Annotated in this window: 13 protein-coding genes; 10 read left to right on the top strand and 3 right to left on the bottom strand. The window is 45.1% G+C overall.

The genetic code is table 11. The annotated features are described in order from the left end of the window. Positions 1 to 21 precede the first annotated feature (21 nt). A complete protein-coding gene (locus tag DXD68_RS05955) occupies positions 22 to 2,142 on the top strand; it encodes an HRDC domain-containing protein (RefSeq protein ID WP_199715429.1) in 2,121 nt (706 codons plus the stop codon). A gap of 181 nt (positions 2,143 to 2,323) precedes the next feature. Then, complete coding sequence (locus DXD68_RS05960) at positions 2,324 to 2,995, top strand: YczE/YyaS/YitT family protein (RefSeq protein WP_075556446.1); 672 nt, start codon at positions 2,324 to 2,326, stop codon at positions 2,993 to 2,995. 87 nt (positions 2,996 to 3,082) lie between these two features. Here the strand turns inward: DXD68_RS05960 and DXD68_RS05965 are convergent, their stop codons facing one another. Then, positions 3,083 to 3,703, bottom strand: a complete 621-nt coding sequence (locus DXD68_RS05965) for a DUF4923 family protein (RefSeq protein ID WP_122360743.1) — start codon at positions 3,701 to 3,703, stop codon at positions 3,083 to 3,085. Between the two features lie 115 nt (positions 3,704 to 3,818). Between DXD68_RS05965 and DXD68_RS05970 the strand changes: the two genes are divergently transcribed. Both DXD68_RS05970 and DXD68_RS05975 read left to right on the top strand, forming a co-directional pair. Then, positions 3,819 to 5,822, top strand: coding sequence for a hypothetical protein (locus DXD68_RS05970; RefSeq protein ID WP_233577005.1), 2,004 nt, complete (start codon positions 3,819 to 3,821; stop codon positions 5,820 to 5,822). 10 nt (positions 5,823 to 5,832) lie between these two features. Next, the gene (locus tag DXD68_RS05975) at positions 5,833 to 7,236 is read left to right on the top strand and encodes an MFS transporter (RefSeq protein WP_122360744.1); all 1,404 of its coding nucleotides are present in this window, start codon (positions 5,833 to 5,835) and stop codon (positions 7,234 to 7,236) included. A gap of 54 nt (positions 7,237 to 7,290) precedes the next feature. On the opposite strand, the gene DXD68_RS05980 is transcribed toward DXD68_RS05975, so the two are convergent. Then, complete coding sequence (locus DXD68_RS05980; protein ID WP_122360745.1) at positions 7,291 to 8,289, bottom strand: class II fructose-bisphosphate aldolase; 999 nt, start codon at positions 8,287 to 8,289, stop codon at positions 7,291 to 7,293. A 219-nt stretch (positions 8,290 to 8,508) separates the two neighbouring features. On the opposite strand from DXD68_RS05980, the gene DXD68_RS05985 reads away from it, so the two are divergent. Then, positions 8,509 to 8,763, top strand: a complete 255-nt coding sequence (locus DXD68_RS05985; RefSeq protein ID WP_122360746.1) for a type B 50S ribosomal protein L31 — start codon at positions 8,509 to 8,511, stop codon at positions 8,761 to 8,763. A gap of 149 nt (positions 8,764 to 8,912) precedes the next feature. Next, positions 8,913 to 10,010, top strand: coding sequence for a phosphotransferase enzyme family protein (locus DXD68_RS05990; protein WP_122360747.1), 1,098 nt, complete (start codon positions 8,913 to 8,915; stop codon positions 10,008 to 10,010). A gap of 87 nt (positions 10,011 to 10,097) precedes the next feature. On the opposite strand, the gene DXD68_RS05995 is transcribed toward DXD68_RS05990, so the two are convergent. Beyond that, positions 10,098 to 10,685: an RNA polymerase sigma-70 factor gene (locus tag DXD68_RS05995; protein WP_122360748.1), complete on the bottom strand. Its 588-nt coding sequence runs from the start codon at positions 10,683 to 10,685 to the stop codon at positions 10,098 to 10,100. Positions 10,686 to 10,810: 125 nt separating this feature from the next. Here DXD68_RS05995 and DXD68_RS06000 point away from each other — a divergent pair, with 125 nt between their 5' ends. From DXD68_RS06000 to DXD68_RS06015, 4 genes are all read left to right on the top strand, one after another. Continuing rightward, positions 10,811 to 11,863, top strand: a complete 1,053-nt coding sequence (locus DXD68_RS06000) for a FecR family protein (protein ID WP_122360749.1) — start codon at positions 10,811 to 10,813, stop codon at positions 11,861 to 11,863. Positions 11,864 to 12,092: 229 nt separating this feature from the next. Beyond that, on the top strand, positions 12,093 to 15,545 hold the full coding sequence (locus tag DXD68_RS06005; protein WP_122361084.1) for a TonB-dependent receptor: 3,453 nt from the start codon (positions 12,093 to 12,095) through the stop codon (positions 15,543 to 15,545). 12 nt (positions 15,546 to 15,557) lie between these two features. Next, positions 15,558 to 17,588 (top strand): RagB/SusD family nutrient uptake outer membrane protein, encoded by a 2,031-nt coding sequence (locus DXD68_RS06010; RefSeq protein WP_122360750.1) that lies wholly within the window; start codon positions 15,558 to 15,560, stop codon positions 17,586 to 17,588. Between the two features lie 260 nt (positions 17,589 to 17,848). Then, a complete protein-coding gene (locus DXD68_RS06015; RefSeq protein WP_122360751.1) occupies positions 17,849 to 20,653 on the top strand; it encodes a sugar-binding domain-containing protein in 2,805 nt (934 codons plus the stop codon). Positions 20,654 to 20,757: the final 104 nt, after the last annotated feature.

Genomic DNA, 20,757 nt, shown 5'->3' on the forward strand with positions numbered 1-20,757 from the left:
ATAAACAATAGATCTATGAACATGCAAATGAACCAACAATTTGACCTGGCCTTCAACTTCCTACAGAACACAGGAACGCACCTCTTTCTGACAGGAAAAGCCGGAACCGGAAAAACTACGTTTCTGAAAAAGCTGAAAGAGGTTTCTCCTAAACGTATGATTATTGTCGCCCCTACCGGTGTTGCTGCTATAAACGCAGGAGGTGTAACCATCCATTCTTTTTTTCAGTTACCTTTCGGTCCTTACATTCCTTCCGCTAACAGAGAAGGTAATCAAAGTAACAACTATATGAATAAATTCAGCCGGGATAAGATCAACATCATCCGGAGTATGGATTTACTCGTGATAGACGAAGTCAGTATGGTACGGGCCGACCTGCTGGATGCTATCAGTGATGTCCTTTGCCGTTATAAAGACCGGACAAAGCCATTCGGCGGAGTACAGCTGTTATTGATCGGCGACCTGCAACAGCTGGCGCCGGTTGCCAAAGAGGAAGAATGGAATCTATTGAAAGAACATTATCCCTCCACCTTTTTCTTTGACAGCAAAGCGCTTCGGGAAAGTAATTACTACTGCATCGAACTGACACAGGTATATCGCCAAAGCGACAGTTCGTTTATCAATCTATTGAATAACATCAGGGAAAACAGGTTCGATGACGACACATTACATTGTCTGAACCAACGCTATATACCGGACTTCACACCGGATGACGGACAGGGATATATCACCCTGACCACCCATAATTATCAGGCCCAGCAACTCAACAACCGTAAACTGGCGGAATTACCGGGTAAGTCGTACACATTCAATGCGGAAATAAACAATGACTTTCCTGAATACTCCTATCCGACCGATCAGCACCTGGAATTGAAATGCGGTGCCCAGGTTATGTTTGTCAAGAACGATTCTTCCGGCGAACATCGGTATTATAATGGAAAAATCGGTAAGATCGTTTTCATCAACCCGAACAAAATCACCGTTGTCGGAGAAGACGGGAACGAGATACAAGTTGAAAAAGAGACCTGGAGCAACGTCAAATATACGATCAATCCCGAGACCAAAGAGATCACAGAGACAATTGCCGGAACTTTCAGTCAATATCCGCTGAAAACAGCCTGGGCAATCACGATCCATAAAAGCCAGGGATTGACTTTCGATCATGCTATCATCGATGCTTCCGCCGCCTTCTCGCATGGGCAGGTGTATGTTGCCCTTAGTCGGTGTAAAACACTGGAAGGATTAGTTTTAAGCAGTCCCATTACCCGTAATGCCATGATCAAGGATTTACGGATACAGGAATTTTCCTCTACCGTCGCCGAAAAACAACCGCAAAAAGAACAACTGGAACTGGCGCAACAAGAATATTTCCTGGAACTGGCTCTCGAACTTTTCAACTTCGAGAGTATCCAGCAACGGCTGCAATATGCGGCTTATATGGTTTATACGCATTTACAAAAGCTATATCCGGAACTCAACACGCAATATGCGAATACCCGGGATGCTTTCCGTTCCGTGATAACAGAGGTCGGCGGACGTTTCCAGCAGCAGCTGACCCGCATGATCACAGGCAATCCGAATTACCGGGAAGACGAAGCGATACAGGAACGTGTCCGAAAAGGTGTTACTTATTTTATAGAGCATATCGATAGCCTTTGTACGTCTTTGGAAGAAAACTCGGCAGTCGAAATAGACAACAAGGAAAGCCGGAAGGCCGTCAATAATGCAGTCGGCAAATTTACGGAAGAATTACATCTGAAGCAGGAAACATTGAAAGCGTGCCAAAACGGTTTTTCTGTCGTTGGCTATCTCTCCGCCAAGGCCAAAGCATCGATTGAACCGCCTGCATCGACCAAAAAACGTTCCGAGCGCTCTTCATCACAGACGGCAAAAGTGGAGATTTCCAGCGACATCTTACATCCGGACCTTTACAACAGCATCAGAAACTGGCGTTACGAGCTGGCCGTAGAAAAAGAGTTGCCTCCCTACACGATCCTGCAACAGAAAGCCTTATTGGGTATCGTAAATACATTACCGACCAATTCCAAAGAGTTGCTGGCTATTCCCGGAATAGGAAAGAAAGTCATAGAAAACTACGGCAGTATATTACTGAAACTGGTTGATGAGTTCCGTAAAGGATAACAGTATGTATAAATAAATTTTGAAAGTCAATTTACTCGCTTTAAACGAGATTTACCTCCCATCTGACTATTTTATACTAATTTATCCATCAGAGTCATCCCTTTCTGGTAAAAAAATCGGATATTTGCATATCTTTTCAGTAAGTTTAAAAAGATAAATATCAAGCAAATAGATATTTGATATGGAGATAAAAGAATTATTAAAAAAGTATTCGGTTTTTATTTTAGGATTATATTTTTTAGCAGTAGGTATTGTATTGATCGTACGCTCTACTTTAGGCACCACCCCTATTTCCAGTGTTAATTACGTATTAAGTCTTAATACACCTTTCTCGTTAGGGACCTGGACGTTTATCGTGAATATTTTATTGATCATGGGGCAATTCTGGCTGATCAGGAAAGACAGAAGCCGGCAGGATACAATAGAAATTCTTCTTCAGATACCTTTTTCATTCATCTTCTCGGCTTTTATAGATTTCAATATGATACTGACCAGCAATTTACAGCCTTCCAGTTATGGGATGGCGATGGGATTGTTACTCGTAGGATGCCTCGTACAGTCTATCGGTGTCGTACTCGAAATCAAACCCAAAGTGGCAATGATGAGTGCCGAAGCGTTTGTAAAATATGCTTCCCGTTGCTATAACAAGGAATTCGGAAAGTTTAAAGTTTATTTTGATGTTACATTGGTTACTTTAGCGGTACTAATTTCGCTCATGTTTACACAGGGGATCGAAGGCATACGCGAAGGCTCACTTATTGCAGCTTGCATTACAGGGTATATCGTCAGTTTCCTGAATCAGAAGATTATGACGAAAAAGACGCTTTACAGGTTATTATCCGGTTTAAAATAAAAAATAAGGCTGAACGAGCTTCACCGGAGTAGCGAAGCGATTCAGCCTTGATCTGTTGTCTGCTTTTGGATCAAGTCCAAAGCTGAATTATTTCTTCAATTCAAATCCCAGCATCATCCCATCATATTCACTGGCCAGTTTATTAACCAACTTCAACGTGGAATTATCAGAGATAGAAGATATCTTCGACAGAAAATCCAGTAACTTATCGGCATTGAAAAGCAAGGACAACTCATCACCGGAGATAACGACATGAGCTGTCAGCGTAGTTACTTTCAGCTTTCCGCCCAAAGCATATTTCAACTCAACCGTCTTCTCATCCGGATTAACAGAGAAAGTACCTTTCAAGGTTTTCTTCTTCAACGCATTCGTAAATGTACTGTCACTATTGAATACATAATTGAACATACCCTCAACGATGCCCACTTTGGCGCAATATGTTTTCAGTTTCTTCTCCAGTTCACCGGCAGCCACACTTCCGGCTACATTCTTCAAGGCGTTATCTCCTTCCAGCTGGACAGCCGGATTCGTATATGTCCAGGTTCCCGTCAGATTTTCTACCGTCAGTTTTTTACCTCCTGTTACAGAAGTCACCGCATCTTTTACGGTAGATGAATTCAAGATGTCTTTCAACGATTGTCCGTATGCCTGACCGGATACAGACAGCAGGATGCTGATAGCAACCACTAATCCCCACACTTTTTTCATTTTTCTCTAGTTTTACTCTTTTTAAAAACGTACAAAGATACAAATATTATAGCTACATTTGTTTTTCACATTTATTTGTGCAGCAAAAGATCTTGAACTTAACAACATAAATCTTATGAGAAATCTAACTAAACGCATCTGCATCATGCTTATTTGCTCATTAGCGTATCTGTACGGACAAGCGGCTATTGCCCCGTCCGTCGTACAATCGACAATCAACGCGTTAACCACCAAAGACAACAGTAACAAAAACGGTATTGTAAAAGGGGTCAACCAGGTTGCCCGTCTCTGGCTGGAAACCGATGGCGACGATGCCGCTTTCCAGGCTTTCTGTGAAGCGAATTATATCACTGATCCGGAAGAAAAGTATCAGACATTTCTTAAAATCAGTGATTACCTGGAAAGCATTTACGGTCATTTCAACGAAATGTCACTGCGCCTGCAGAAAAACCTGCATCTAGATAACGGACCGCTGTTCTCTATCGATGAGAAATTCGGTTCATACAGTCCGTCCACTCACCTGAGCGATGACTTGTACAACAACAAAATCGCCTTTATCATTGCCCTGAATTTTCCGCATCTCACCCTTGAAGAAAAGGAAGCACTCGGAACCGACCGTAAAGCATGGGCTTACGCACGTATGGGTGACCTGTTCACGGAACGCATCCCGGCCTCCCTGTTGCAAGCTGCATCAAACGCTGAAAGCGATGCCGATATCTATATTTCCCAGTACAATATTTATATGGGGCATGTGACAAACAAGAAAGGGCAGTTGCTGTTTCCGCAAGACATGATCCTGTTATCACACTGGAATTTGCGTGACGAGATCAAAGCGAACTATAACAAAGGAAAAGAAGGCCTGGATAAGCAACGTACGGTTTACGAAGTGATGAAACGTATCATATCGCAGGATATACCTCTTGAAGTAATCAATTCAGGAGCCTATGAATGGGAGCCGTATACAAACACAATCAAACAAAACGGTAAAGAGGTAAAATCGACACCCGAATCGACAACCCGTTATCAGAAGATGCTGAACAATTTCAAAGCTATGCAAGGCATCGACCAATACACCGGAAATACTTATATCGACCGCAAATTCAATGATGATATGGAAGTAGCCCTGCAAGATGTAGAAAAACTGTTTGACGAATTTCTTTCTGCCCCCGAACTGAAAGAGGTCGGTAAAATGATCTCCAAGCGTCTGGGACGTAAGTTGGAAGCTTACGACATCTGGTACGATGGTTTCAAAGCCCGCAGCAACCTGGATGAAACGAAGCTGGATGCACAGACGCAGGCTCTTTACCCGGATGCTGCCGCACTGGATAACAAACTGCCGGATATCCTGATGAAACTGGGATTCAGTGCCGAACGCGCAAACTACCTGGCAGACAAGATCACAGTAGATGCGGCCCGTGGTTCAGGACACGCCTGGGGAGCTTCGATGAAAGGACAACAGTCGCGCCTTCGTACCCGTATCCCTTCTTCCGGAATGAATTACAAAGGGTATAACATTGCCATTCATGAATTTGGGCATAATGTGGAACAGACGTTGTCACTTTATGACGTGGATTATTATATGCTGCATGGCGTTCCGAACACCGCTTTCACCGAGGCACTGGCATTTGTTTTCCAAAAACGTGATCTTGAAATTTTAGGAATCACCGATCCGAATCCGGAGAAGAAAGCGATGGATGTGCTGGACAAGATATGGAGCATGTATGAAATATGCGGTGTATCCATGTTGGATATTTCTGTCTGGAAATGGATGTATGCCCATCCGGACGCAACAGCGGAACAGCTGAAAGAAGCAACCATCTCATTGTCTAAAGAAATATGGAACAAATATTATGCTCCTGTTTTCGGGGTAAAAGATGAAACCGTACTGGCCGTTTATTCACATATGATCAGTTATCCGCTGTATTTATCGGCCTATGCATTCGGACAGATCATCGAATTTCAACTCGACCAGTATCTGGAAGGGAAGGATTTCGCCAACGAAGTCGAACGTATATTTCGCCAGGGACGCCTTACACCGAACCAATGGATGATACTGGCAACCGGCAGTCCGCTCACTGTCGAACCAATGTTGGAGGCGGTAAGAGAAGTTATCAAGTAAATAAGATAAAATGATATTGTCAAATCGCGCCACAACTGTAAATGAAAACGACGGACTGCCGTTACCCAAGCGTTACTGGGCCATCTTAGCCACAGCTTTAGGAGTAGGAATGTCGGTGATAGACGGAACCATCGCCAACGTTGCATTACCGACCATAGCCCGCGACCTGGGAACATCACCGTCTGTAACGATCTGGGTAGTCAATGCCTATCAGCTGGCCATCACCATTTCGCTTCTCTCTTTCTCCTCATTGGGAGACATTTACGGTTACCGGAGGATTTATTTATCAGGAATCTTGCTGTTCAGCATCACATCTGCCATCTGCGCTTTAGCCGATTCGTTTTGGATGCTGACAGCCGCCCGTATTTTACAAGGATTCGGAGCAGCCGCAATCACAAGCGTGAATACGGCGCTGCTCCGGATCATCTATCCCAAACGTTTTCTAGGCCGTGGGATGGGTATCAACGCCCTTGTCGTTGCCGTATCGATTGCTGCCGGACCTACAATCGCTTCAATCATTCTCTCATTGGGTTCCTGGCATTGGCTTTTTGCCATCAATATCCCGATAGGAATTGCTGCACTCGCAATCGGACTGATGTACCTGCCTGACAATCCGATAAAAGTAACCAAACGCCGTTTCGACAAGCTCAGTTGTCTGATGAACGCAGTCACCTTTGGTCTGCTTATATTCTCATTAGAAGGTATTGCCCACAAAGAAAACACAACATTGATCATAGCCGGGATATTTGCATTGTTCGTGATCGGTTATTTCTTTGTACGCCGCCAACTGCATGAGAAGTTTCCGTTGCTACCGGTCGACCTGATGCGTATCCCGATCTTCTCCATGTCGATCGGCACATCTATCTGTTCTTTCACCGGGCAAATGCTGGCAATGATCTCCCTCCCCTTTTTCCTGCAGGGTTCGCTGGGACGCAGTGATGTTACGACAGGCTTACTTCTGACACCCTGGCCGTTGGCCACCATGATCATGGCTCCCCTTGCGGGACGACTGGTAGAACGTATCCATGCAGGTATATTAGGAGGTATCGGCATGACCGTATTTGCAGCCGGTCTTTTCCTTCTCGCCATACTGCCTGAAAATCCGACAAATATGGATATAGTATGGCGCCTGTTTATTTGTGGAGCCGGCTTCGGGCTATTCCAGACACCCAACAACAGCACTATCATCTCTTCAGCCCCATCCAACCGAAGTGGCGGAGCCAGCGGAATGCTGGGCACCGCCCGTCTACTGGGACAAACACTGGGAGCAACACTGGTTGCCATGATATTCAATTTAGTTCCCAACAACAGTACACAAGCCTGTCTATATCTGGCTACCGCTTTTGCTGTTGTCGCCGCAATAGTCAGTAGCCTGAGAATTTCACAACCACGCCCACTGAAAGGATTCAGATAAAAAAGCCACTCTGCAAATGCAGAGTGGCTTCCTATATTTAATCTGTAACTTGGATTAAAGTTTGTTGTCAGAACCCAAAACGTTAAGAATTTTGTGTTTGTACAGTTTTTCCATGTTATCACGAGCCGGGCCCAGATATTTACGAGGGTCAAATTCTGCCGGTTTTTCAGCGAAAGTCTTACGGATTGCAGCAGTCATAGCCAGACGAGAATCTGAGTCAATGTTGATCTTGCATACTGCAGACTTAGCAGCCTTACGCAATTCTTCTTCAGGAATACCGATAGCAGCCTTCAAAGCACCACCGTATTTGTTGATAGTTTCAACTTCTTCTTCAGGAACAGAAGAAGAACCGTGAAGAACGATAGGGAATCCCGGAAGTTTTTCCATTACAGCGTCCAATACTTCGAATGCCAATGGAGGAGGAACCATCTTGCCAGTCTTCGGATCGATATGGCATTGTTCCGGAGTAAATTTGTAAGCACCGTGAGAAGTACCGATTGAGATAGCCAAAGAATCGCAACCTGTGCGAGTAGCGAAATCAATTACTTCTTCAGGGTCAGTATATGTGTGATGATCAGAAGAAACTTCGTCTTCAACACCAGCCAATACACCCAGTTCACCTTCAACTGTTACGTCGAACTGATGAGCATATTCAACCACTTTCTTAGTCAAAGCAACATTTTCTTCGTAAGGCAGGTGAGAACCGTCAATCATTACAGAAGAGAAACCTGAATCGATACAGCTTTTGCAAGTTTCAAATGTATCACCATGATCCAGGTGAAGAACGATCTGCGGATTTTCGCAACCTAATTCCTTTGCATATTCAACTGCACCCTGAGCCATGTAACGCAACAGAGTTGCATTAGCATACTGACGAGCACCCTTAGATACCTGCAGGATAACCGGAGATTTTGTTTCAACAGCAGCCTTGATGATAGCCTGCATCTGTTCCATGTTATTGAAGTTGAAAGCCGGAATTGCATATCCGCCTTTGATGGCTTTAGCAAACATTTCTCTAGTGTTTACCAAACCTAAGTCTTTGTAATTTACCATTGTTGTATATGTTATTACGTTAATGATTGAAAATCTTGTACAAAGATAAAAACTATCCAAATATATTATGCTATTAAGCATATAAAATAACACAAAAGTCAAGGTTTAGAAAAAAATAGTCGGAATTTCTTTGTTTGTTTAGAGCAAATCCATACCTTTGCAAGCCAATTTACCGGTTACCAAACTAATAAGAGTTTAAATTAAATAGATAATAAAGCAATGAAAAAAGGAATTCATCCTGAAAACTATCGTCCTGTAGTATTCAAGGACATGTCAAATAACGACGTATTTATTACTCGTTCTACTATCAATGCAAAAGAAACTATCGAAATTGATGGTGTAACTTATCCATTGGTTAAGGTCGAAATTTCAAATACTTCTCACCCGTTCTATACAGGTAAGTCTACTTTGATCGATACTGCCGGACGTGTTGATAAGTTCATGAGCCGCTACGGTAACCGTAACAAGAAATAATCATTTCCCACAAGGATTTGAAAAAAGGCTGCGATTCAGTTCGTAGCCTTTTTTTGTGTTGTCCCATTTTAGGGATAAGATGGATGGGAAATCAAAAATATTCCTATATTTGTAGCTTGTTAAAAGCTATATTAATCGAATAAAATACCATGGCAAAAACAAAAGAAGAATTACTGAACATTCTCGACCAGTTCACACTGGCAGAAAAAGTTGTTTCCGCTGAACCTTTCGGAAACGGACACATTAACGATACGCTGAAAGTAACGAACGAAAAAGGTGAAATCAAATACGTATTACAACGTATCAACCATCTGATCTTTACAAATGTAGATATGTTACAGAATAATATCAACACTGTAACGACACATATCCGTAAGAAACTGGAAGCCAAGGGTGAAAGTGATATCGACCGTAAAGTATTGACTTTCCTTCCGACAAAAGACGGCAAACCTTATTACTTCGACGGCGACAGCTACTGGCGTGTATGCCTGTTCATCCCGAACAGCAAAAGCTACGAAGAAGTAACTCCCGAACTGTCTTATGAAGCAGGAAAAGCTTTCGGCGATTTCCAATCCATGTTGTCAGACCTGCCGGAAGGATCGCTGGGTGAAACAATTCCTAACTTCCATAATATGGAATTCCGCCTGCAACAATTCCATGACGCTGTAAAAGCAAATGCTGCAGGACGTCTGGAAGAAGTAAAAGACCTGATCGAAGAAGTAGAAAAACGTGCGGAAGCCATGTGTATCCAGGAACGCTTGTACCGTGAAGGCAAACTTCAGAAACGTACAAACCATTGCGATACAAAGGTGAACAACATGATGTTCGATGCCGACACTGACAAAGTGCTTTGTGTGATCGACCTCGATACCGTTATGCCTGGATTCGTTTTGTCGGATATCGGTGACTTTATCCGTACAGGAGCAAACACCGGTGCAGAAGACGATGAAAACCTGGACAACGTAAATGTGAACATGGATATCTTCAAAGCATATACCCGTGGTTACATGGAAACAGCCAAGGCATTCCTTTCTCCGCTTGAAATCAGCCTGCTTCCTTATGGCGGTCGTTTATTGACTTATATGCAGACTGTACGCTTCCTGACAGACTACATCAACGGCGATACTTATTATAAGATCCATAGCCCGAAACATAACCTGATCCGTACAAAAGCTCAGTTCAAACTGCTACAAAGCCTGGAAGAACATGCTGAAGAGATGGACGACTTTATGAAAGAATGGCTGTAAACAGGTGATAGTGGACAGATGACAGTGGACAGTTAATAGATATTTCAATCATACTATTCAACTATTAACTGTCATCTGTGTTACTTGTCAACTCAATAAGTGGAAATAGAGAAGCAACGGCAAATAATCTTTCAAATCCTTTTTCAGTATTTCAATTGCCTTTGCTTTATAACGTTCCACCGTACGTAAAGGTATATTCAGTTTTTCGGCAATCTCCGTATTGCTATTGTTCTCCAACCGACTCATTTCAAAAATAAGACGATACGTCTCCGGTAGTTTTGCCAGTGCTTCATCCAAAAGCTTCTGAAGTTCGGTCAGCAGATAAAATTCATCATAATCGGACTGATCTGCATTCTTTGCCAGATAAGCATCGATATAATTTTGCTTGTACCCTTCCCGCTTCAGGTAATTGAGGCATTGATTCCTGACACTGACAACCAGATAATTTCTGGCAGACGATTCCACTCTTATTTTTTTCCTGCTTTCCCACAAAGTTACAAATACATCCTGAACCAAATCTTCGGCAATAACCCGCTCTTCGACATAGCGTTTGGCAAAGAGACATAATGCCGGATAAAAAAGATCAAAAAGTATTCGATAAGCCTCTTTATCATCGTTTATGGCAATCTTCCATAACAATTCATCAGGATTCTGTATTTGAGTAGTCATTTCCATACAGATACAAATGTATTGAAAATTTTCTGAAAAAAATCATGAAATAACTGGCGGTCTTTTTACGGTCAGTTATCCTATATATAAAGAAGCATATTTTTCATCTATCAAAGATAACATTATCGACAATGAAAAAAAAAGATTTTTTTGATTTGGAAAAGGAGACATTATTAATAAAATATACGCAGAAGCAAACCACCCCGGAAGAAACCCGGCAAGTAGAATCCTGGCTGAAAGAATCGAATGACCATCAAAAGGAATCAGACGTTCTCCGTCGGGCCCTGGAATTGAAAACGAAGATAAACGAGCATAATTCGTTCAACTCGCAGGAGGCATTTGCCGAAGTGAACAGAGAACTGGAAAAGAGAAACAGAAGAAAGACCCTGGTAAATTATTTATCGCGTGTCGCTGCGATTATTAGTATACCTCTCCTACTCTCTACACTGACTTTCGGATATCTGTACTTTGAACAGCAAGTACCGGCGATCGAAAGCTCCGTACAATTCATGGAGGTTCTTTCCGCCCCGGGTATGGTCACACGACTGGAACTGCCGGATCACTCGAAAGTCAGCCTGAATGCAGGAAGTACACTACGTTACCCGACCGTTTTCACCGGAAACACCAGGGAAGTGGAATTGACAGGAGAAGGTTATTTCGAAGTGCAATCGGATAAGGAACACCCATTCTTCGTCACTACCAAATCCGGTCTGAAAGTGATGGCACACGGTACACAATTCAATGTAAACACATACGATGAACGTGAAGAAGTAGAAGCAATCCTGGTAGAAGGACTGGTGGATATTCACTCTTACGATAAGTTCATTGCCGGCCTGAAACCGGGAGAAAGATTGTCTTACAACAAACGAACGAATAAATATGAGATTCGGAAAGTCAACATCTATGAGAATACAGCCTGGAAAGACGGCAAAATTGTTTTCAGGAATGCCTCACTCGACGACGTATTCCGGGTACTCGGTCACCGTTTCAATGTAGAGATAGTGCTCCACAATCAGAAAAAGGATAAGGAATATAATTGTTGGGCCACATTTACTGACGAAACGATCTATCAGATATTCAGTTATCTGGAACAGGCCACACCGATCAGGTGGAAAGTAAATGCGATGAAACAAAACAGCGATGCCACATTTGCTAAACAGCGAATCGACGTTTGGTTAAAATAAAACAGTATGAATTGTTAAACTTAAATGATTGAAGCCTATGGAGAGAGATTGAAAATACAGACATAAGAAAAACAAGAGCGAGGTGCAACTCACTCTTGTTCGCGAAAATCACATCTTTGGCACAAGCTCCAAAGACATAATTAATCACTAAATCAGCAACAAAGTTATGAAAATCCAGAAATTATTCGGGGATATAGGATCCCTATATTTCTTTAAAACTTGTCGAAAAATGAGAATAGGTATATTTTTATTGTTAATCACGATCCTGCAGATAAGAGCAGAAGAATCCTATTCACAATCTGTGTCGTTATCGCTCGCTTTTTCACATGCGACGGTCGAACAGGTATTGGAACAAATCGAAAAAGAGACCGAGTTTACCTTCCTGTTTACCGACAATACGCTCGACATCAGCAAACCGGTGAACATACAGGTTAAAAATCAGGATATAGGCAAAGTACTAAACCAACTATTCAAAAACACGGATGTACAATACAGTATTGTAGACCGTCAGATCATTTTGTCTAAAAAAGGAACTCCGTTTACCACCCAGCAAAGTAAACGGGTACAGGGAACGGTCAGAGATGAAGCCGGCATTCCCGTTATCGGTGCCAACGTTTCCGTCAAAGGAACTACGATCGGCACTATTACGGATATGGACGGGCACTTCAGCCTGGATGTTCCCGAGAACTCCCTCCTGTTGATATCATATATCGGATATCTATCCCGGGAAATCAGAGCCGAAGCCGGTAAAGCACTTACCATCACTCTTTCAGAAGATACACAAAGCCTGGACGAAGTCGTGGTAGTAGGTTTCGGTACACAGAAGAAAGTAAACCTGACAGGTTCCGTCGGGATTGCCAATGCAAAAGACCTGGAAGCCCGTCCGGTAACCACCGCAACACAAGCCTTACAGGGTTTGGTCCCGGGTTTGCAGATCACACAACGTTCCGGTGACCTGAGCCAGACAGCCGATATAAACATCCGTGGTATCGCCACGATCGGACAAGGTTCAAGCGGCAGCCCGCTGATCCTGATCGACGGGATGGAAGGAGATATCAATGCACTGAACCCGCAGGACATAGAAAATATCTCCGTATTGAAAGATGCGGCAGCTTCCTCCATCTATGGTTCGCGTGCACCTTTCGGCGTGATACTGATCACCACGAAAACCGGTGTCAGCGGCAAACCCGTCATCAACTATAACAACAGTTTCCGCTGGAACGACCCCGTTCTGTTGCAAGACCAGGTAGACTCCTATAAATTCGCTTTATATTTCAACGAAGCGAGAGCGAATGCCGGACAAACACCTTTTTTCGATGCTACATGGTTACAACGAATCAAAGATAACCGAGATGGACATCCATCTACACCTACCATGATTGAGAACCCTGACAATCCTGGTTATTGGATGGATCCTTATGGCTCCGGTAGTGCCAACCATGATTGGTATAACACCATCTTTGGGCATTGGGCTTTCTCGCAGGAACACAATTTCAGTTTAAACGGAGGGAATGACAAGGTTACTTATTACTTGTCTATAAACTATTTAGACCAGAACGGTCTATTAAAAATATCCGATGATAAATTCGGTCGTTATACTGCTACCGGAAAGATCAATGTCAAGATGACAGACTGGGCACAAATGAACTACAGCAGCCGTTTCATTCGTGAAGATATTTCCAAACCGACAACTCTAGACGGTGTATATGAAGGGTTAACCCGCCAGGCATGGCCTTATATGCCAGCTTACGACCCGAACGGTTACCTTTACAGTGCTCCTACCCCGGCACTCGATCTGGTGGAGGGTGGCAGGATCAAGAAACAGGCTGACTATCTGTATCAGCAGGCACAGTTAGTACTGGAACCGATCAAAGACTGGAAAACATTCGTCGACGTAAACTATCGTATCTACAACTCGACACAGCATACCGATCGCCAGATCACTTATAACCATAACGTTTCCGGTGACCCGTATGTTTATAATTCAACCAGTTCCGTATCCGAAGATATGTCGAAAGAAAACTACCTGAACTTCAATGCTTATACGGAATACAGCAAGCAACTGGAATCGGGTCATAACTTCAAAGGCATGTTCGGCTTCCAGTCTGAGTTATCGAAGAAAAAATATACCTACCTGCAACGTAACGGTATCATTGTGCCGGGACTGCCGGAAACTGATATTACTTCCGGTGTCGATATCAATGGCAACCCGATCACACCGACTGTAAAAGGCTCTTCCGATCATTGGGCTACTGCCGGTTTCTTCGGGCGTATCAACTATGATTATGAGGGTAAATACCTGGCAGAAGTCAACCTGCGTTATGACGGAACATCACGCTTCCGTTCATCGGAACGCTGGAACCTGTTCCCCTCCTTCTCACTGGGGTGGAACCTGGCACGTGAAAATTTCTGGGAACCGATCGCCGATCACGTAGGCACATTCAAACTCAGAGGTTCTTACGGAGAATTAGGGAACCAGAATACGACAAGCCTGTACCCGACATATGCACAGATGCAATTCCAGGCCTCGAACGGAACGTGGTTGATCAATGGAATGAGACCTAATATAGCTATCACACCGGAACTGATCGCCTCCTCCCTGACTTGGGAAAGGGTAAAAACATGGAATATAGGTCTCGACTTCGGTGCATTGAACAACCGGCTGACCGGATCGTTCGACTACTTCGTCAGAAACACACTCGATATGATCGGCCCGGCTCCGGAACTTCCGATCACGTTAGGAACAAACGTACCGCGCACCAATAACACCGACTTGAAAACCTATGGCTGGGAACTTTCTGTCGGCTGGAACGACCGCCTGCAAAATGGACTGGGTTACGGTGTACGGCTTATGCTGTCCGACTCACAGACTGAGATCACCCGCTATCCGAACAAAACCGGTGTCATTGCAAGCGATACATACCGGAAAGGAATGAAAGTTGGAGAAATATGGGGTTATACCACAGTCGGTATCGCCAAGACACAGGCCGAAATGGACCAGCATCTAGCCAGCCTGCCTAACGGCGGACAAAGTGCGCTGGGTTCGCTCTGGGCCGCCGGTGATATCATGTACGCCGATACGAACGGCGACGGTAAAGTAGATGCCGGTGCCAATACGATCAGCGACCACGGAGACCTTTCCATCATTGGAAACTCGACACCGCGCTACCATTTCGGTATCGACCTGACAGCTGATTGGAAAGGTATCGATTTCCGTGCCTTCTTCCAAGGTGTGATGAAACGCGATTACTACCAGAACAGCGCAACGTTCTGGGGAAGCCACGGCGGCATATGGTGGTCGACCTGTTACGAACCTCACCTGGACTATTTCCGTGACGAGAATTCAGTTATGGTACAAGCTGGTGAAGCCGGCGTCAACCTGGATGCTTATTTCCCGCGTCCCAGTTTCCGTACGAACATGAACCATAACATACAGACCCGTTACCTGCAAAACGCAGCTTATATCCGTCTGAAGAACGTACAGTTAGGCTATACATTGCCTTCGTCTCTCACCAACAAATTCTATGTATCCAAACTGAGAGTATTCGTCTCCGGCGAAAACCTTTGGACAGGAACCGGTTTATTCAAAACCCTCGACCCGGAAACGATCGATGCCGGTTACGGTGGTAGCGGATATCCTTTGTCCAAGACTTTATCGTTTGGTTTAAGTGTAACCTTATAAAACAGAATCATTATGAACCGTATAAATAATATATGCAAACAGACAGCAGGCATTATCCTGGCCGGACTCTTATTCTCGTGTAACGATTATCTGGACAGAGAGCCGCTCTCACAAATCACACCCGAATATTACCTGACGGAAGAAAGCCAGTTGGCTTCCTATATAAATAATGTGTATCCGGATATCCTGCCTTCACACAACACAGACATCAATTGGTACGGCACATTCGGATGGGATGTCGGGACAGATAATATGATCGCCAAAGGTGATTATAAAGACTATGTTCCCGGCGAGTTAAAAACGGCACAGACCGGCGGCGACTGGGAGTTCACCAAGATATACAAATGTAATTATTTCCTCGGCAGGGTTGTGGATAAATGGAAAGCCGGAGAGATCAGCGGAAACGAAGAGAATGTGAAACATTATATCGGTGAAGTCTATTTCCTCCGTGCCTATGAATATTTCAATAAGCTACAAGCTTTCGGTGATTTCCCGATCCTTTACCGTCCGGTCATCGACGAACAGGAAGCGTTGACCGAAGCCAGTAAACGGGCACCACGGAACGAGGTGGCACGTTTCATCTTGGCTGACCTCGATTCGGCGATCGTTATGCTGAAAGACGCTTCGCCCGACGGCAAAAAGAACCGCCTCTCCCGTAACTGCGCCTATCTGTTCAAATCGAGAGTTGCATTGTTCGAGGGTACCTGGCTGAAGTATTTCCGCAATACCCCATTCGTGCCCGACGGTAGCGGATGGCCCGGAAAAAGTAAAGATTATAATGCCAACTTCCAGTATCCTTCAGGAAGTATCGACAATGAGATCGACTATTTCCTCGGCCAGGCGATGGATGCGGCGAAAGTCGTAGCCGATGCTGTTTCATTGACAGAGAACAATGGTATTTTACAACAAAGCACGGAAGATACCCCGAACCCATATTATAATATGTATGCTGATGAAAATATGGCAAGTTATGACGAAGTTCTCATGTGGCGCCAGTATGATAAAGGATTAGGGTTGACACACGGTGTCGTCCAATTTGCACAAAAAGGGAATGCAGGCCAGGGTATCACACGCGGCATGGTCAATACCTTCCTGATGGCTAACGGATTACCGATCTATGCTGCCGGTTCGGGTTACGCCGGCGACGATTATGTCTCCGATGTACGTAAAGAACGCGACGGTCGCCTATGGCTCTTCCTCAAAGAACCGGGACAGACCAACGTGCTCTATCCTTCTTCCGACGGAACGCATGCCACCCCGGTTGAACCGGTTCCCGACATCACTATCGGTAATGCCGACGTGTATTATTCCACAGGGTATGCCATCCGTAAAGGCGGCAACTTCGATGCCAAGCATTGCGCCAACTTCGGTTCGTATATCGGTAGCATCACCTTCCGCGCAGCCGAGGCTTACCTGAACTATATCGAAGCCTCTTACGAAAGAACTGGTGCAATCGACGGAACTGCCGCTTCCTACTGGCGTGCCATCCGTACTCGTGCCCATCTCGATACGGATTACAACAAAAGTATCGCAGCTACCCATATGAGTGAAGAGGGTAAATATAACTGGGGAGCCTATTCTGCCGGTCAGCTGATCAGTCCGACGCTTTACAACATCCGCCGCGAGCGCAACTGCGAACTGATGGCCGAAGGTTTCCGCCACATGGACCTGAAACGCTGGCGTGCTATGGATCAACTGATCTCCAATCCTTATCATATCGAAGGTTTCAAGCTTTGGGGACCGATGAAAGACTGGTATAAAGACAGCGAGGGAAACAGTATCCTGATCTATGGTGCAAACGATTCCAGATCGAACGTCTCCGCACCGGAACTGAGCCAGTATCTGCGTCCGCAGGAAGTGGCAGGTAACTCACTGATCATGCAACAGGGAGGTTTCAAATGGGCAATGGCTCATTACCTTTCACCGATCGCCATACAGAATTTCCTGAATACCTCTGCAGACGGTAGTGATGTGGCTACCTCCCCGATCTATCAGAACCCGGGATGGCCAACCACACCAAACCTCGGAGCCGAAAATCTGTAATAGGGATCATTTTAAAGAGCAGACATCGTATTTAGGGTGATACGATGTCTGCCCCCTATCATCGACGGACATCGTCGACGACCACTGACGAGTATCGTCGATGGTAACCGATGACCACCGTCGACGAGAGAAGACGGTCAGTTCTTGTCCCAATCATAACATTGTCCATCTTTTAGATGGTTTTATCTATTTAATCTTCATACAGAATCCTGTTAATTTGCAGAATATGCACATTATATCTCATTTATAATTCAATACTCATGAAAAAGTACTTGTTGATCTTACTTTCCTTTTTAGCTCTGACAGCCTGCCGTCAGGCAGATAATAAACAATCACTGCAAGGTGAATGGCGCTTTGCCCTCGACCGGAACGACCGGGGACTGGCAGAACAATGGTATACCCGGTCATTAACCGACACGATCCATCTGCCCGGCTCGCTTCAGGAACAAGGATACGGCGATGAGGTCGGGATTGAAACATCTTGGACCGGACAGATCGTCGACAAGTCATGGTACGACTCCCCTTTATATGAGAAATTCCGCCAGCCGGGAAATATCAAAGTGCCTTTTTGGCTGAATCCGGACAGACATTATGTAGGAGTTGCCTGGTACCAGAAAGAGATCGATATACCTGCTTCATGGAACGGTAGTCCGGTACAACTTGAACTGGAACGTACGCATTGGGAAACGACACTCTTCCTCGACGGTGTCGAAATGGGAAAACACGAATCATTGTCCACTCCCTATCGTCATACGTTCAAAGAGTTGACACCTGGTAAACATACGCTCACCCTTCGCGTAGACAACCGGGTCAATATTGAAGTCGGCGTGAATGCACACAGCGTTTCCGACCATACACAGTCGAACTGGAACGGTGTGATCGGGACGATCAGCCTGACAGCCAAACCGTCCCTTTATATAGACGACATACAGATATATCCGAACATCGCCGATAAGACGATTAAAGTTGCCGTATCGTTGGACGGCACGGCTACAACGAACGATGCCACCCTCCTTCTTCAGGTAGAGAAAAAAGACGGCGGTGTGGTTGGCAAACCTCATAAAGTCACCATCAACCCCGAAGCCGGAATGACACAGGAAATCACTCTATCTATGGGAGAAGATGCCCTGCTCTGGTCGGAACACAGTCCGAATCTTTACACACTATGTGCTGTCGTAGAGAGTGACGGAAAGAAAGAGGAGCAATACCGTACTTTCGGCCTCCGCGAGTTCAAGGCTAACGGTACACGTTTCGAAGTAAACGGCCACCCGGTATTCCTACGGGGAATCCTGGAATGCTGTATATTCCCACTGACCGGATATCCTGCTACGGATCGCGCTTACTGGACAAAAATATATAACCAGTGTAAAGCATACGGTCTGAACCATGTCCGTTTCCACTCCTGGTGTCCTCCCGAAGCAGCCTTCGCCGTTGCCGACAGTATGGGATTCTATCTGCAGGTCGAATGTGCAGGTTGGGCAACCGTAGGCGACGGCGGTTACTCCGACCAGTGGTTCCGCGAGGAAAGCGACCGTATCCTGAAAGAATACGGCAACCATCCTTCTTTCTGCTTGATGGCTTATGGAAACGAACCGGGTGGAGCAAACCAGGTAAAATATCTTTCCGAACTGATCGACCACTGGAAATCGAAAGATCTGCGCCGTGCCTATACTAGTTCCGGAGGATGGCCTTACGTAGAAAATGCAGACTACTGGAATGCCCCTGATCCGCGTATACAAGGCTGGGGAGAAGGATTGCGCAGCATTATCAATGCCCAACCACCCCGTACCGATTACGACTTCGCTCATATCATCCGGGAAAATATGCCGACAGTCAGCCATGAGATCGGACAGTGGTGTGTATATCCGAACTTAAAAGAAATAGATAAATACACCGGTGTCCTGAAAGCTAAAAACTTCGAGATATTCCGCGAAACATTGAAAGATCATCACATGGCCGACCTCGCCGACGCATTCCTGTATGCTTCCGGCCGGTTACAAACGCTCTGTTACAAAGCCGATATAGAAGCCGCGTTACGTACTCCGGGCTTTGCCGGTTTCCAGCTGCTCGACCTGCATGATTTCCCGGGGCAGGGAACAGCGCTTGTTGGCGTTCTCGATCCGTTCTGGGATGAAAAAGGATATGTAACAGGCAAGGAATACAGCACATTCTGTAATAATACAGTTCCACTTATCCGCTTTCCGAAAATGGTCTGGTTGAACAATGAGACATTGAACGTCCCGATCGAAATAGCCCATTTCGGAGAAAAGCCTTTACAGGCCGCCCATATCAACTGGCAGATCAGCGACCGTGTCGGCAATGAACTGGCACAAGGCAGTTTCACGAAAGACCTTCCGTTAACCAACTGTATCCCGGCTGGTGAAATCAAATATGCCCTCTCCGGTATCGGTGAACCGTCACAACTGATCGTCAGCGTCGAAGTGAAAGAGACAAACAGCAAGAACCAATGGAATATCTGGGTATATCCTGCCAAACAGGAAGCCGTAGAGCAACTGCCCTATATAACCTCTACACTCGATAACCAGACAATGGTACGCCTCGACAAAGGCGAAAATGTGCTGCTCCTGTTAACTCCTGGAAGTATCCTGCCGGAAAAAGGCGGAGATATCCGTGTCGGTTTCTCTTCCATCTTCTGGAATACCGCCTGGACAAACAAACAACCTCCCCACACATTGGGAATCCTCTGCGACCCGGCACATCCGGCACTGGCAGCCTTCCCTACCGAAGGATACAGCGATTATCAATGGTGGGACCTGGTAAGCAACTGCAATGCAATGGTACTGGATGACTTCCCGGCAGACTATCGTCCGGTAGTGCAGCTGATAGACGACTGGTTCACAAACCGGAAACTGGGAATCTTGCTGGAAGGCAAAGTAGGCAACGGCAAACTGATGGTATGCAGTGCAGACCTTCAAAAAGACCTGGATAAACGTCCGGCAGCACGCCAGCTCCGACAGAGTATCCTGCAATATATGGCATCCAACCGTTTCAATCCGCCTGCTTCGCTCGATCCGGCATTGGTGAAGGCTTTATATCAAAAATAAGTCATATCTTACAAGCAATATGATTTACTTAACAAAAAAATCGATAAAAATACTTCTAGCCTAAGCATCATGAATAAAAAAAGACTTTATGTTATATTGGTATC

It is taken from the genome of Parabacteroides sp. TM07-1AC, from assembly GCF_003480915.1.
Taxonomy (GTDB): Bacteria; Bacteroidota; Bacteroidia; order Bacteroidales; family Tannerellaceae; genus Parabacteroides; species Parabacteroides chongii.

Excerpts from the sequence above, each read along its gene's own strand:
- DXD68_RS05955 (WP_199715429.1), top strand. The coding sequence starts at position 22 with ATGCAAATGAACCAACAATTTGACCTGGCCTTCAACTTCCTACAGAAC.
- DXD68_RS05960 (WP_075556446.1), top strand. The coding sequence starts at position 2,324 with ATGGAGATAAAAGAATTATTAAAAAAGTATTCGGTTTTTATTTTAGGA.
- DXD68_RS05965 (WP_122360743.1), bottom strand. The coding sequence starts at position 3,703 with ATGAAAAAAGTGTGGGGATTAGTGGTTGCTATCAGCATCCTGCTGTCT.
- DXD68_RS05970 (WP_233577005.1), top strand. The coding sequence starts at position 3,819 with ATGAGAAATCTAACTAAACGCATCTGCATCATGCTTATTTGCTCATTA.
- DXD68_RS05975 (WP_122360744.1), top strand. The coding sequence starts at position 5,833 with ATGATATTGTCAAATCGCGCCACAACTGTAAATGAAAACGACGGACTG.
- DXD68_RS05980 (WP_122360745.1), bottom strand. The coding sequence starts at position 8,289 with ATGGTAAATTACAAAGACTTAGGTTTGGTAAACACTAGAGAAATGTTT.
- DXD68_RS05985 (WP_122360746.1), top strand. The coding sequence starts at position 8,509 with ATGAAAAAAGGAATTCATCCTGAAAACTATCGTCCTGTAGTATTCAAG.
- DXD68_RS05990 (WP_122360747.1), top strand. The coding sequence starts at position 8,913 with ATGGCAAAAACAAAAGAAGAATTACTGAACATTCTCGACCAGTTCACA.
- DXD68_RS05995 (WP_122360748.1), bottom strand. The coding sequence starts at position 10,685 with ATGGAAATGACTACTCAAATACAGAATCCTGATGAATTGTTATGGAAG.
- DXD68_RS06000 (WP_122360749.1), top strand. The coding sequence starts at position 10,811 with ATGAAAAAAAAAGATTTTTTTGATTTGGAAAAGGAGACATTATTAATA.
- DXD68_RS06005 (WP_122361084.1), top strand. The coding sequence starts at position 12,093 with ATGAGAATAGGTATATTTTTATTGTTAATCACGATCCTGCAGATAAGA.
- DXD68_RS06010 (WP_122360750.1), top strand. The coding sequence starts at position 15,558 with ATGAACCGTATAAATAATATATGCAAACAGACAGCAGGCATTATCCTG.
- DXD68_RS06015 (WP_122360751.1), top strand. The coding sequence starts at position 17,849 with ATGAAAAAGTACTTGTTGATCTTACTTTCCTTTTTAGCTCTGACAGCC.